Origin of the sequence: Mesorhizobium sp. LNHC232B00 (assembly GCF_000502435.1) — a bacterium.
In the GTDB taxonomy this organism is placed as follows: domain Bacteria; phylum Pseudomonadota; class Alphaproteobacteria; order Rhizobiales; family Rhizobiaceae; genus Mesorhizobium; species Mesorhizobium opportunistum.
Map to the genome: position 1 here is coordinate 1 of NZ_AYWP01000010.1, position 13,534 is coordinate 13,534.

Consider the following 13,534-nt stretch of genomic DNA (forward strand, 5'->3'; position numbering starts at 1 on the left):
GGACCACCAAGCAGGCCGCGGCCGAAACCGCCAAGGTTGCCGGCGATGCCGGCCCCGTCGAGCCGCGCACCATGCCGCCGGCGCCGGCCGCCGCCAAACTGATCGCCGAGAACAATCTGTCGGTCGACCAGCTTTCCGGCTCGGGCAAGCGCGGCCAGGTGCTGAAGGGCGACGTGCTCGACGCCATCTCCAAGGGCGCGCCGTCGCAGCCGGCCGAGACGCCGAAAGCGGCACCGGCACCGGTTGCCGTACGTGCGCCATCCTCCGGCGACGATGCCTCGCGCGAAGAGCGCGTGCGCATGACCAAGCTGCGCCAGACCATCGCGCGCCGGCTCAAGGAAGCGCAGTCGACCGCCGCCATGCTGACCACCTTCAACGAGGTCGACATGTCGGCGGTGATGGCGCTGAGGACCAAGTACAAGGACGTGTTCGAGAAGAAGCATGGCGTGAAGCTCGGTTTCATGGGCTTCTTCACCAAGGCCGTCACCCACGCGCTGAAGGAAATTCCCTCGGTCAACGCCGAGATCGACGGCACCGACATCATCTTCAAGAACTACGCCCATATCGGCGTTGCCGTCGGCACGGAGAAGGGCCTGGTCGTGCCGGTCGTGCGCGATGCCGACCAGATGTCGATCGCCGAGATCGAGAAGGACATCGGCCGGCTGGGCATCGCCGCGCGCGACGGCAAGCTGTCGGTGGCGGACATGCAGGGTGGCACGTTCACCATCTCCAATGGCGGCGTTTACGGGTCGCTGATGTCGACGCCGATCCTCAACGCGCCGCAGTCGGGTATCCTGGGCATGCACAAGATCCAGGACCGGCCCGTCGTGGTCGGCGGCCAGATCGTGATCCGGCCGATGATGTATCTGGCGCTCTCGTACGATCACCGCATCGTCGACGGAAAGGAAGCGGTGACCTTCCTGGTGCGGGTCAAGGAAAGCCTTGAGGATCCGGAACGGCTAGTGCTCGATCTCTGAGGTAGTCGCATGGCGGCTCGCGGCCGGGACGGCCAATGATGGCCCATTTGCTTGGGTCCTGTAAGCTGGTGACGCTGGCAACCGGCTTGGCTTTGGCTCCAGCAAATGCCCAGGCCGCCTGCCCGATCGAACTCGCCGTCTACGGCGACGCTCAAAGCGGCAGCGAAATAGACTTCACCCCGACCGGCACCTCTGCCACCGTCACCAACACATTCCGCGTGATCCTCGACAACAATGTGGTGCTGAACGGCATCGTCATGTGGAACGAAGGCGTTGCGCGGCCGAATGGCGCGCTGATGTACAAATGTCCGGAGGGCGATGCCACCGGGGATGAACTTGCCGCCTGCACGCTTTGGCACGGGGTCATCTACACGTCCGACGACAAGGGCGGCATTGGCCTGCTGCCGGCCGAGGGTGTCGAAGCGCCGAAGATGCTGATCCTGCCCGATCTTGGCCCAGCGCTGCGCCAGTCCAGCGCGTATGGCGGCGGCGGGTTTTCGAAAGTGCCGTGGGATGTGTTTGCCTTGAAGGGATGCCAGGAATGAGTGAGGCGCAAAAGGTGCTGCTGGTCACCGGCGGCAGCCGTGGCATCGGCGCCGCGATCTGCCGGCTCGGGTCCAAGGCGGGTTACCGCGTCGCGGTCAACTACGCCACGAACCGGAATGCCGCCGACGCGCTCGTTGCCGAGATCAGGGCCGCCGGCGGAGAAGCGTTTCCGGTCAAGGGCAATGTCGGCGTGGAGTCCGATGTGGTGGCCATGTTCGGCGCCGTCGACCGCGCCTATGGCCGGCTCGATGCCTTCGTCAACAATGCCGGCATCGTCGATCTCAAGGCGCGGGTCGACGAGATGTATGTCGCGCGGCTGGAACGCATGATGCGCGTCAATGTCGTCGGCGCGTTCCTGTGCGCCCGCGAGGCGGTGAAACGCATGTCGACCCGCTATGGCGGTTCGGGTGGCGCCATCGTCAACATCTCGTCGGCGGCCGCGACTTTGGGCTCGCCCGGCGAATATGTCGACTATGCCGCCTCCAAGGGTGCCGTCGACACGCTGACCATCGGGCTCGCCCGCGAGGTGGCGCTGGAAGGCATCCGCGTCAACGCGGTGCGGCCGGGCATCATCGACACCGAAATCCACGCCTCTGGCGGCCAGCCGGACCGGGTCGAGCGGTTCCGCGACATGCTGCCGATGAAACGGGCCGGCACGGCGGATGAAGTCGCGCATGCCGTTCTCTATCTCTTGTCCGACGCCGCGTCCTATACGACGGGCGCGATCCTGAATGTCAGCGGCGGCCGCTGAGCCCCAATCAAGAAGGAACCATCATGGCTTATGACGTCGTAATCATCGGATCGGGACCGGGCGGCTATGTCTGCGCCATCAAGGCGGCGCAGCTTGGGCTGAAGGTCGCGGTGGTCGAGAAGAACGCGACCTTCGGCGGCACCTGCCTCAACATCGGCTGCATCCCGTCCAAGGCGCTGCTCCATGCCTCCGAAATGTTCGCAGAGGCCGGCCATTCCTTCGATACGCTGGGCGTCGAGATACCGGCGCCGAAGCTCAACCTGAAGAAGATGATGGCGCACAAGGACACCACGGTCGCGTCCAACGTCAACGGCGTCGCCTTCCTGTTCAAGAAGAACAAGATCGATAGTTTCCGCGGCACCGGCAAGGTGGTCGCGGCCGGCAAGGTCTCGGTGACCGGCGAGGACGGCAAGGTCGAGGAGATCGAGACCACGAACATCGTCATCGCCACCGGTTCGGACGTCGCCGGCATTCCCGGCGTCAAGGTCGATTTCGACGAGAAGGTCATCGTGTCGTCGACCGGCGCGCTGTCGCTGGCGAAGGTTCCCGACCATCTGGTGGTGGTCGGCGGCGGCGTCATCGGGCTCGAGCTCGGCTCGGTCTGGGCGCGGCTTGGCGCCAAGGTCACCGTGGTCGAGTTCCTCGACACCATCCTCGGCGGCATGGACGGCGAGGTCTCCAAGCAGTTCCAGCGCCTGCTCTCCAAGCAAGGTTTCGAGTTCAAGCTCGGCGCCAAGGTCACTGGCGTCGCCAAGGCAAAGAAGGGCGTCAGCGTCACCTTCGAGCCAGTCAAAGGCGGTAATGCCGAGACGATCGATGCCGACGCGGTGCTGATCGCCACCGGCCGCCGCGCCTATTCCGACACGCTCGGCCTGAAGGAAGCGGGTGTCGAGGTCGACGAGCGCGGCCGGGTCAAGACCGACGGTCATCTCAGGACCAACGTACCCGGCATCTACGCCATCGGCGACGTCATCGCCGGGCCGATGCTGGCGCACAAGGCCGAGGACGAGGGCGTGGCGGTGGCCGAAACCATTGCCGGGCAGGCCGGCCATGTGAACTATGACGTCATTCCGAGCGTCGTCTACACCAGCCCGGAAATCGCCTCGGTCGGCAAGACCGAGGAGGAGCTGAAGAAGGCCGGCATCGACTACAAGGCCGGCAAATTCCCGTTCACAGCCAACGGCCGGGCACGCGCCATGCTGCACACCGACGGTTTCGTGAAGATCCTTGCCGACAAGACCAGCGACCGCGTGCTCGGCGTGCATATCGTCGGCTTCGGCGCCGGCGAGATGATCCACGAGGCAGCGGTGCTGATGGAGTTCGGGGGTTCGTCGGAGGATCTCGCCCGCACCTGCCACGCGCATCCGACGATGTCGGAAGCGGTCAAGGAAGCGGCGCTGGCCACGTTCTTCAAGCCGATCCATATCTAGCTAAAGGTCTTTTCGGCCGCTACCGCCAAAACAAAACGGCCCGCCTTTCGGCGGGCCGTTTGTATTCGATATCGAGCCGATTACTGAGCCGGTGCTGGCGCAGGGGCGGGCGCGGGAGCCGGAGCCGGAGCAGGTGCCGGAGCTGGCGCTGGTGCCGGAGCGGGCGCAGGCGCAGGCGCTGGTTCGGCTGGCTTCATCGGTTCAGCCGGCGCGGGCGCCGGGGCCGGTGTGCTGGCCGCTGGCGGTTCGGCGGGTGCCGGGTGTTCGCCACTTCTTCCGAAAACATAATAAGCGACAATCGCCAGGATAACCACGACCAGCGCAATCAGCCAGGGACTGCCACCGCCGCCGCCACTCGGCCTGGGAGTGTCGTTTGATGGATTCGCCATAAAAGTGTCCTCCGTGGATGAAAATGATCAATCAACAGCCATCAACGCGCAACCGTTGAATGGGTTTCACGCTAACGGAGGAAACCGCCGGAAACGCGGCGCCTGTGGCCCTCCGCTGCCGTCCGACTCAATTGACAGCGGTGACAGTATAGCCGGCTTTGCGGAAATCCTCGACCAGTCGCTCAGGACTGGAAGATGGCGCCTCCCGCCAGCTTTATTTCGAGCACTGGTGCCTCGCCGGACGGCGGCGTTTCGCCACGCAGCAAGCCAAGCCAACGGATGCTATCGTTGGTTGTTAGGGATTGCCGGTATGACGATCACTGCACAGACTATTCCCGATCCCGAACGCGCTCTTGCCGGCGCTCAGTTCGCCGACCGATACGTGCTGACAGCCGATGGTCTTGCCCTGACCGCCATTGGCGCGGCCGAACGCGTCCTGGGGCGGACACCGCGATGGGTCGACCGGCTTACGCGGCTACGCAACCTCGCCGTCAGGCCATTTGGGCTGAAAACGGGGGCAGCACCCGACGCACCGCCGGAAACCAGGATCGGCATATTTCCGCTCATCAGCCAGGCACATGGCAAGGTCGTCCTTGGCCTGGACGACCGGCATCTCGATTTCCGCATCCTGGTGGAGGTGAACGACCTCGGCGCTGGCCGGCAGGAGGTGGCGGCGTCGACGATCGTGAAGACACACAATCTGTTTGGGCGGACGTATCTCGCCATCATCATGCCGTTCCACCGCATCATCGTTCCGGCGATGCTGGCTCAGGTCTTGATCAAATAGGGCTTAAAGCCCCACGGCAGTGACGGTATAGCCAGCTTTGCGGAAATCCTCGACCAGTCCCTGCGGACCGGGGAGATGCAGGGCGCCGACCGCCATGAACGCATTGCCCTTGGCCAGGATCGGCCCGGCGTGGTCGACCATCACCTTGTTGCGGCTGGTGATCATGGTTTCCTCGAAGGCGGCATAGCCTGAGGCATCATTCTGCTCTTCCGGCATGGCGGCGCGGAACAGCGGCCAGAACATGCCGGTGTCGCCACGCTGGTAGAGCACGATCATGGTTTCGTTGATATCATTGACCTTGTCGCCCAGCTTCAGCGTGTCGACCAGGCCTTTCATGTGAAAGGCGAGCGGCAAGGATGCCATGGCGCGCAATTGGCTCTCGGCCGTTTCCAATCCCTCCACCGGCTTGCCGGCAGCCTTGGCGCCTTCGGCCAGCTTGACATCGAGCACCGGTGCGCCGCCGGACTGGCGGGCGAGCTCGCAAGCCGGAAGCGCCATCATGGCCGACAGCATCCACGGCTTCATCTTGGCGACGGTGGCCGGCGGGATGCCGCGTGCGTCGAGCGCGGCGTTCATGGCGGCCGCTTCGTCCGGCTTCAGCAGGGACGACAGCGTCGTGGAATCCGTGAACATCATCAGGTCCGGCTCCTTCAGCATCGCCGTCATCATCTTCTGCTTGTCGAGCACGTCGGTGGTTTCGATGATGATGGTGCCGGCGGCGTCAAAAGCCTTCTGCGCGGCCGGCGGCAGCGTGGTGACGCGCGGATCGGTCATGTGCATGGTGCCGAACAGGAAGGATGGCCGTTCGCCCGGCTTTTCGAGCTTCCACAGCAGGCCCTTGCCGTTCGGCGTGGCTGCGGCTTCGGCCTCGATCTTCTGGTAGGCGGCCGGGTCGGTCTTCTGCAAGGCCGACACCATGTCGGCGCCGATGCAAGTCGGGATCTCGGCATGCGCCCTGCCGGCCGCGAACAGCAGGACAGCGAGGAACGACAGGAAAAACAGGATGTTGAGCGCGACGAGCAGTTTCAGCGAGACGTGCGCTGCGCGGTCGGCGATGGCAATGACGCGTTTCATGACACTGTTGGTAAGCGCAAAAAGCGGCAAAACGGTTAACCTGTTCCGAGAAATTGTCCTCACCGGCTATCGTTCTCAGCACAGAAGCCTTGGCGAGTATGTGCCGACGTCGATGGGCCTCATCCCTCCAGCGATTAGCGGAAACGTCCATTTCTCGCCTGCTTCGCCCAGGGGTGACGAAGTTTAGAGCTCTCGGTCAATTCCGAACGATGAAATCTCAAGTCTCCGCCCGTTAAATGCGTCACGCCCTGGGATGGGCGGATTCGTAGATCTCCAGCAGCCTCGTCGTGTCGACGCCGGTGTATATCTGCGTCGTCGACAGGCTGGCGTGGCCGAGCAGTTCCTGGATGGTGCGCAAGTCGCCGCCGCGGCCGAGCAGATGCGTGGCGAAGGAATGGCGCAGCGCGTGCGGCGTCGCGGTGTCCGGCAGGTTGAGCGCCGAGCGCAACTTGGCCATGTCGCGCTGGATGATGGCCGGGTTGAGCGGGCCGCCGCGCGCACCGCGAAACAACAGCCCCTTCGGGTCGAGATGATGGGGGCAGAGTCGGCGGTATTCGGCGATTGCCCTGAGCGCCACTGGGAGCACCGGCACCAGCCGCGTCTTGCCGCCCTTGCCGGTAACACGCAGCACGGTGTCGGCTTCCGACGCCAGATCGGCGCCGGCGAGGCCAAGCGCTTCCGAAATGCGCAGGCCGGAGCCATAGAGCAGCGTCAGCACGGCGGCGTTGCGGGCGGCGATCCAGGGTTCTTCGGCCAGTTGGCCTTCCACCGACACCACATGTTTGGCGTCGCTCGCCGTCAGCGGCTTGGGCAGGGATTTGGGCTGGCGCGGCGCACGCAAGGCCGCCGCTCCGGCGGCATTGGCGAGACCGCGCCGTTCGAGGAAGCGCAGCAGCGAGCGGATGCCGGCGAGACCCCGGCCAAGCGTGCGGGCGCCGGCGCCGGCGTTGCGGCGGGCAGCGAGAAAGCCGCGCAGGTCGGCCGGGCGCAGATTGGCGATGTCGGAAATGCCGGGCGAGCCGCCGCAATGGCCGGTGAGGAAATGCAGGAATTGGCGGGGGTCGCGCCCATAGGCTTNGGGTGTCGCGCTCATAGGCTTCCACCGTCTCGGGTGACAGCCGACGTTCTCGCGCGAGCATCTTCAGCCAGCCTTCGCGCGCCGCCTGCAGATCGGGTTTTGCCGGGATGAGGAATTCCTGCATGGTGTCGTTCCGGTTCGCTGCCATTTTCGGGCACCCGGGTTAGGAAGCGGTGAAGAGGCCGTCATTGAAATCGCAGCCCTGTGGGGCTAGGAGACAGTCGATCGGTGGCAAATCCAAACCTTGGTGATTGGCTCCTGAACCGCCTTGCGTACTGGTCACCGTAACGGAATGGATCCTCGGGTCTGCGCAGTCGCTTCGCGCCTGCTCCGCCCGTGGATGACGAAGGTAAAAGCGCCATGAGCAAGCCCCAGAACCCCGTCCAGATGGCCGTGATCGGCGCCGCCCATGGCATCAAGGGCGAGCTCAGGGTGAAGACCTTCACCGGCGAGCCGATGGCGCTGGCCGACTATGGGCCGCTCTATGCCAGGGATGGCCGCGCCTTTCAGATCATCGACATCAGGCCCGCCAACACCGTCGTCGTGGTACGCTTCAAGGGTGTCGCCGACCGCAATGCCGCCGAGGCGCTTGCGGGCACCGAACTGTTCGTCGACCGTTCGATGCTGCCCGACGACGGCGAGGAGGACGAATTCTACCACGCCGACCTGATCGGGCTGGAGGTCCGCGACGATACAGGTGCTGCGCTCGGCAAGGTGGTCGCGGTGCACAATTTCGGCGGCGGCGACATTCTCGATGTGACGCTGGGCGGGCGCAAGGGCGTGCTGATCCCGTTCACCCAGGCCGCCGTGCCGCAGGTGTCGATCGCCGAGGGTTTTGTCCGCGTCGACCCGGCGGCGGCCGGGCTTGTCGAGGATGAGGATGGCGAAGCGCCGCGCGAGGAGGATTTCGACCCGAAGGGCAGGCCGCGCGGGCCGCGCGATGCCGGGGGCAACCGGTGACGTTCAAGGCTTCGGTGCTGACGCTCTATCCCGAAATGTTTCCGGGCGCGCTCGGCCTGTCGCTGGCCGGGCGGGCGCTCGAGGCTGGCACCTGGTCGCTGGAAGCAATCCAGATCCGCGACTTCGCCACCGACAAGCATCGCACCGTCGACGACACGCCGGCCGGCGGCGGCGCCGGCATGGTGATGCGCGCCGATGTCCTGGCCAAAGCGATCGACCATGCCTCTCCTGAAGGCGATTTGCGGCCACGACTGCTGATGAGCCCGCGCGGCAAACCGCTGACGCAGGCGCGCGTGCGCGAACTCGCCTCCGGGCCGGGCGCCGTCATCCTGTGCGGCCGCTTCGAAGGTGTCGACCAGCGGGTGATCGACGCGCGGGAACTGGAGGAAGTCTCGATCGGCGATTTCATTCTCTCAGGCGGCGAGCCGGCGGCGCTCGTGCTGCTCGACGCCGTGGTGCGGCTTTTGCCCGGGGTCATGGGCAATGCGGTGTCGGGCGAAGAAGAGAGTTTTGAGAACGGCCTTCTCGAACACCCGCATTACACGCGGCCCCAGGAATTCGAGGGTCGGGAGATTCCCGAAGTGCTGATTTCGGGCAATCACAAGAAGATCGCCGCCTGGCGGCGGGCGGAGTCCGAGAAACTGACGAAAGAGCGCCGGCCCGATCTGCTCGGCGTTCAGTCTTTGCTGAAATAGTAGAAGGCGAGGAACAGGCCGACGGCGATGACGAAGCCGCGCACCACGTTCTGCGGCACGCGCTTGGCGATCCACACGCCGGCATAGCCGCCGAGCGCCCCGCCCGGGATCATGACGATCGCCTGCGGCCAGGCGACGACGCCACCCGAGACGAAGACGACGATGGCGACAGCCGCGATGACCACGGCCAGCATGTTCTTCAGCGCGTTCAGCCGGTGGTAGTCGCCGGCCTGGGTCAGGCCGAGCGTCGCCAGCATCATGACGCCCATGCCGGCGCCGAAGAAGCCGCCATAAATGGCGGTGGCGAACTGCGCCAGCGAACCGGCAAGTGACCCCACGGACGCCTCATGCCCTGGTTTCGGCGCCGGCTTCAGCCAGGGTCCGGCGGCGAAAAGCGCCGTCGCCGCCAGCAGCAGCCACGGCACCATGGCGCGGAAGGACGGGTTGGACAGCGCCAGGAGGATGAAGGCCCCGGCCAGTGCGCCGGCCGCCGAGATCAGGCACAGCAGCAGGGCGCCGCGCCAGAAATGCTTGATGTCGGTCCAATAGGCGAGCGTCGAAGTGATGTAGCCCGGAAATTGCGTGACCGAGGAGGTCGCGTTGGCGACGATCGGCGGCACGCCGACCAATGTCATGGCGCCGAAGGTGATGAAGGTGCCGCCGCCGGCGACCGCGTTGGCGGCGCCTGACAGGAAGCCCGCCAGGAAAAGCAGGGTGGCGTCGAGAACAGACATGGAATGCCGCCGTGGAAAACTGTGTTATGTCAGGCTTAGAAAGCCCCGGTGACCAGCGCAACCCGGCACGGCCGGTATTACAATGGGGCCATGCCGGCAAAAAAGTCTCTGGCGCGGGCGTGACAAAGTGCTGAAATAGCTGTATGTGCCCGCCCGTACCGGCAAGAAAAATCTGCCGGGCCCGTCAACAATGACGGTGTAGTCGCCCCTGTCCGATGTCTGAAGATGGATGTCTTCTCGACAAAGGACATAGCCGAGCGGTCATTGGAACTGCAAGGCGAGTGTCGGACGCTCTGACTGTCGGAAGAACAAGAAGTGGATTATTGAGATGGATCTCATCCGTCAGCTCGAGGCCGAACAGGCCGCCAAGATCGAAGCCAAGCGCAAGCTTCCCGAATTCCAGCCCGGCGACACCGTGCGCGTCCAGGTCCGCGTGACCGAAGGTACCCGCACCCGCGTCCAGGCCTATGAGGGCGTCGTCATCGCCCGCGCCGGTTCCGGCTTCCAGGAAAATTTCACCGTCCGCAAGATCTCCTACGGCGAAGGCGTCGAGCGCGTGTTCCCGGTCTACTCGCCGATGGTCGAGGGCGTCGAGATCGTGCGTCGCGGCAAGGTGCGTCGCGCCAAGCTCTATTACCTGCGCGACCGTCGCGGCAAGTCGGCCCGTATTTCGGAAAACACCGGCGTGCGCGCCCGCAAGCTCAACGATGAGGAGCGCGATGCGCTGAACGCCGAGAAGGCCCGCATCGAGGCCGAGAAGGTCGCCGCTGCCCAGGCGCTGGCCGCCGAGACGGCCGCCAAGGAAGCCGCCGAGAAGAAGGCAGCCGCCGAGGCCGAAGCAGCAGCCAAGGCCGCCGCGGAAGCGACCCCGGCCGAATAAGGGTTTCGAAAAGTACATTCGAAAAGGCGGCTTCGGCCGCCTTTTTTCGTTTCACCAGACCGTGAACGCTTTCGGCCCCGGAAATCGGATGCGGGGCGTTGACGGCATATTATCTTGTGTACTAAACAATCGTGCACAAGATAATTGGAGATTTGATATGGCACTCTATACGACACAGGCTCACGTCACCGGCGGCCGCGCCGGCCATGGCGAGACCAGCGACGGCCTGCTCAAGGTCGATCTGGCAATGCCCAAGGAGCTCGGCGGGCCGGGAGGCGCCACCAATCCCGAACAGCTTTTCGCCGTTGGCTACGCCGCCTGCTTCGAAAGCGCCGTCCGCTTCATCGCGCGCAAGCAGAAGCTGCCGCTCGAGGATGCCGCGATAACCTCTACCGTCAGCCTTCTTCCCAATGGCGAAGGCTTCAAGCTCGGCGTCGCGCTCGCGGTGGAGACGAAAGGCCTTGATCAGGCGGCGGCGGAAGCGCTTGTATCAGAGGCGCATAATGTTTGCCCCTATTCGAACGCCATCAGGGGCAACATCGACGTAGCGCTTTCGGTAAGGGCGGCATGACGGCAAAGACCACAAAGAGCGCGAGCGACGTCCCGGCGGCAGCCGCCGGGACGATCCCTGTTCCACGGCTCGACCAGCAGCTCTGCTTCGCGCTCTATTCGGCGAGTGGGCTGATGACCAAGGTCTATCGGCCGCTGCTCGAGCCGCTCGGTCTCACCTATCCGCAATATCTGGTGATGCTGGCGCTGTGGGAGCGCACGCCAAGCACGGTTGGCGAGCTGGGCGTGGCGCTGGGCCTGGATTCCGCCACGCTGACGCCGCTGATCAAGCGGATGGAAGCAGGCGGCCTCGTTACCCGCCGGCGCGATGCCGCGGACGAGCGCCGCGTGCTGGTGGAACCGACGGCCAAGGGCCAGGCGTTGCGCGCGCGCATGAAGGACGTGTCCACCGCATTGGCTTGCGCCGTGCCGCTGGAGCCGGGCGACGTGAAAGCCTTGCACGCGACACTCACCCGCCTCGTTTCAAGCATGCGTGGCGCCATGGCCGATGACCGGCCGGCGGACGCGGAAGCGGAAGCGTTGACCTCTGCCTTGGTGTAACCAGATCATCCCGAAATTCCTGGCCCGAAATTCATCGATTGAGGGCATCGGAATCCCTTTTCGCCTGCACTGACGCAGCGGATCGTCTTGCATGGCGCTTGCGGCAAGCTAAAGTCGGCGCGAATTTTCCTGCAAGCCCGGCCGATGTCCGGGCGCTTTCAATTTTCGGGAGTGTGTCATGACCAAATCGAAACTGCTGCTGGCCGGCCTGCTTGCCCTGATCCTGACACCCGTTGCCGCTTTCGCGCAGGCGCTGCCCGATCTCGGCGGCAAGAAGGTAGTGGTGGTGACCGAGAACGCCTATCCGCCGCTGCAGTTCATCGATGCCAAGACCGGCAAGCAGATCGGCTGGGAATATGACGCGATGGACGAAATCGCCAAGCGGCTCAATTTCAAGGTCGAGTACCAGAACACCTCCTGGGACGCGATGATCCAGGCGGTTTCCGACAACCAGTACAACATCGGCATGACCGGCATCACCATCAAGGACGACCGCAAGGCGAAGGTCGATTTCTCCGACCCCTATATGCGCTCGGAGCAGTTCATGCTGGTGCGTGGCGATGAGAGCCGCTTCACCGATGCCAAGACCTTCGGCGCCTTCAAGGACGGGCTGATCGGCGCGCAGGCCGGCACCACGCCCTTCTACACCGCCGTCTACAGCGTGCTCGATGGCAATGAGCAGAACCCGCGCATCAAACTGTTCGAGACCTTCGGCGCCACGGTGCAGGCGTTGAAGTCCGGCGACGTCGACGTGGTGCTGACCGACGGCACCGCCGGCAAGGGCTATGTCGATGCTTCCGAGGGCAAGCTGAAGCTGATCGGCGGCCCGCTCGGCACCGAGGATTTCGGCTTCATCTTCCCGAAGGGGTCGGACCTGGTGAAGCCGGTCAACGCGGCGATCGCGGCGCTGAAGGCGGATGGCACGTTCGATGCGCTCAACAAGAAGTGGTTCCTTGATTACAAGATGGGGCAGTGATTTCCCGCTGACTTTGCGCTTGAACGCCCCCCTCTGCCCTGCCGGACGTTCGTCGTTCGGAAAGCCAAGCAATTGGCTTTCCGTCCGCTCCGCGGACCACTTCCTCAACCCCCGCAAGGGGGGAGATCGGATGTCTTTTCCGATTTCGCTAATCAGCAATGTTGTAAGAAGAGTGCCGCCGACGAGGCTGCCAATCTCCCCCCTTGAGGGGGAGATGTCCGGCAGGACAGAGGGGGGCGCCTTGGCGCCTGACCTTCGCGATATCTGCCTTGTCAGCATCGCCTGATGGCACCTCTGTCCTCCTCCAAGCCCGACTTCCCCTGGTGGCTTGCGGTCGCCGCCGTCCTGGCTCTGGCGGCCGCCATGTTCATCGCCACCAGCAACCTTTATGCCCAGGTCTTCGCCACGGTCGCCAAGGGCATCGGCGTCACCATCTTCGTCACCGTGGTCGCCTTCGCGCTAGCGTCCGCCATCGGTCTCGGTATTGCGCTGATGGGATTGTCGGGCTCGCGCTGGCTACGCCAGATCGCCCGTTTCTACGTCGAGATCATCCGCGGCGTACCTATCCTGGTGCTTCTGTTCTGGATCGCCTTCGCCGGCGCGCCGGCCTTCGTCGCGGCCTGGAACGCGCTGACCGCGCCGCTGCAGAATGCTGGCCTGTTCGGCGAGCTTCTGGTGCGCGACGTGTCGCTTTTGTGGCGCGCAGTCATGGCGCTGACCATCGGCTACTCGGCTTTTATCTCGGAGGTTTTCCGCGCCGGTATCCAGGCTGTCGAAAAAGGCCAGATCGAGGCGGCGAAGGCGCTCGGGCTGAGCCGCGCGCAACGCTTCCGGCTGATCGTGTTCCCGCAGGCGATCCGCACCATCCTGCCGCCACTCGGCAATGATTTCGTCGCCCTGGTCAAGGATTCCTCACTGGTCTCGGTGCTCGGCGTCGCCGACATCACCCAGATGGGCAAGGTCTATGCCGCCGGCTCCTTTCGCTTCTTCGAGACCTATTCGATAACAGCCTACATCTACCTCATCCTGACCGTCGGCCTGTCGCTGGCGCTGAGGGCGCTGGAACGGCGGCTGCGCCGCCAGCACGAGGAATAGTTTTTGGGCAAGGACGGCGTTACGATCATCCCGACATATCTGGTTGGGAGGT

Annotated in this window: 14 protein-coding genes and 1 pseudogene; 12 read left to right on the forward strand and 3 right to left on the reverse strand. The window is 64.5% G+C overall.

Annotation, left to right across the window (positions count from 1 at the left end; all coding sequences use genetic code 11):
• The 5 genes from odhB to X743_RS154730 form a co-directional block, all read left to right on the forward strand.
• Window positions 1-977 (forward strand): 2-oxoglutarate dehydrogenase complex dihydrolipoyllysine-residue succinyltransferase (gene odhB, locus X743_RS154750; RefSeq protein WP_031257747.1); only part of this gene is annotated, 977 nt, incomplete at its 5' end.
• A gap of 38 nt (window positions 978-1,015) precedes the next feature.
• Complete coding sequence (locus tag X743_RS154745; protein WP_245264219.1) at window positions 1,016-1,522, forward strand: hypothetical protein; 507 nt, start codon at window positions 1,016-1,018, stop codon at window positions 1,520-1,522.
• A complete protein-coding gene (locus X743_RS154740; protein WP_023765896.1) occupies window positions 1,519-2,274 on the forward strand; it encodes an SDR family oxidoreductase in 756 nt (251 codons plus the stop codon). Before X743_RS154745 ends, X743_RS154740 begins: the two co-directional genes overlap by 4 nt.
• Window positions 2,275-2,297: 23 nt before the next feature.
• The gene (lpdA, locus tag X743_RS154735) at window positions 2,298-3,704 is read left to right on the forward strand and encodes a dihydrolipoyl dehydrogenase (RefSeq protein ID WP_023765897.1); all 1,407 of its coding nucleotides are present in this window, start codon (window positions 2,298-2,300) and stop codon (window positions 3,702-3,704) included.
• 699 nt (window positions 3,705-4,403) lie between these two features.
• Complete coding sequence (locus X743_RS154730) at window positions 4,404-4,880, forward strand: DUF2867 domain-containing protein (RefSeq protein WP_023765898.1); 477 nt, start codon at window positions 4,404-4,406, stop codon at window positions 4,878-4,880.
• A 3-nt stretch (window positions 4,881-4,883) separates the two neighbouring features.
• Here X743_RS154730 and X743_RS154725 read toward each other — a convergent pair whose 3' ends face one another.
• Both X743_RS154725 and X743_RS01000000168940 read right to left on the reverse strand, forming a co-directional pair.
• Window positions 4,884-5,954 (reverse strand): TraB/GumN family protein, encoded by a 1,071-nt coding sequence (locus X743_RS154725; protein ID WP_023765899.1) that lies wholly within the window; start codon window positions 5,952-5,954, stop codon window positions 4,884-4,886.
• A 241-nt stretch (window positions 5,955-6,195) separates the two neighbouring features.
• Window positions 6,196-7,156 (reverse strand): annotated as a pseudogene (locus X743_RS01000000168940) (tyrosine recombinase XerC).
• A gap of 236 nt (window positions 7,157-7,392) precedes the next feature.
• Between X743_RS01000000168940 and rimM the strand changes: the two are divergent.
• Window positions 7,393-7,992 carry a ribosome maturation factor RimM gene (rimM, locus tag X743_RS154720; RefSeq protein WP_023765900.1) on the forward strand — a complete coding sequence of 200 codons (600 nt, stop codon included), beginning with the start codon at window positions 7,393-7,395 and terminating at the stop codon, window positions 7,990-7,992.
• Entirely contained in the window at window positions 7,989-8,687 is a 699-nt protein-coding gene (gene trmD, locus X743_RS154715; RefSeq protein WP_023765901.1) for a tRNA (guanosine(37)-N1)-methyltransferase TrmD, read from the forward strand. Before rimM ends, trmD begins: the two co-directional genes overlap by 4 nt.
• Here trmD and X743_RS154710 read toward each other — a convergent pair.
• Complete coding sequence (locus X743_RS154710; protein ID WP_023765902.1) at window positions 8,669-9,421, reverse strand: sulfite exporter TauE/SafE family protein; 753 nt, start codon at window positions 9,419-9,421, stop codon at window positions 8,669-8,671. The two genes, trmD and X743_RS154710, sit on opposite strands and share 19 nt — an antisense overlap.
• Before the next feature lie 328 nt (window positions 9,422-9,749).
• Here X743_RS154710 and rplS point away from each other — a divergent pair, with 328 nt between their 5' ends.
• From rplS to X743_RS154685, 5 genes are all read left to right on the forward strand, one after another.
• Window positions 9,750-10,301: a 50S ribosomal protein L19 gene (rplS, locus tag X743_RS154705; RefSeq protein WP_013892267.1), complete on the forward strand. Its 552-nt coding sequence runs from the start codon at window positions 9,750-9,752 to the stop codon at window positions 10,299-10,301.
• 157 nt (window positions 10,302-10,458) lie between these two features.
• Window positions 10,459-10,872: an organic hydroperoxide resistance protein gene (locus tag X743_RS154700; RefSeq protein WP_023765903.1), complete on the forward strand. Its 414-nt coding sequence runs from the start codon at window positions 10,459-10,461 to the stop codon at window positions 10,870-10,872.
• Window positions 10,869-11,411: a MarR family transcriptional regulator gene (locus X743_RS154695; RefSeq protein ID WP_023765904.1), complete on the forward strand. Its 543-nt coding sequence runs from the start codon at window positions 10,869-10,871 to the stop codon at window positions 11,409-11,411. The genes X743_RS154700 and X743_RS154695 overlap by 4 nt, the downstream gene beginning before the upstream one ends.
• Before the next feature lie 178 nt (window positions 11,412-11,589).
• A complete protein-coding gene (locus X743_RS154690; protein ID WP_023765905.1) occupies window positions 11,590-12,387 on the forward strand; it encodes a transporter substrate-binding domain-containing protein in 798 nt (265 codons plus the stop codon).
• A 285-nt stretch (window positions 12,388-12,672) separates the two neighbouring features.
• A complete protein-coding gene (locus X743_RS154685; RefSeq protein WP_023765906.1) occupies window positions 12,673-13,482 on the forward strand; it encodes an amino acid ABC transporter permease in 810 nt (269 codons plus the stop codon).
• Window positions 13,483-13,534 lie beyond the last annotated feature (52 nt).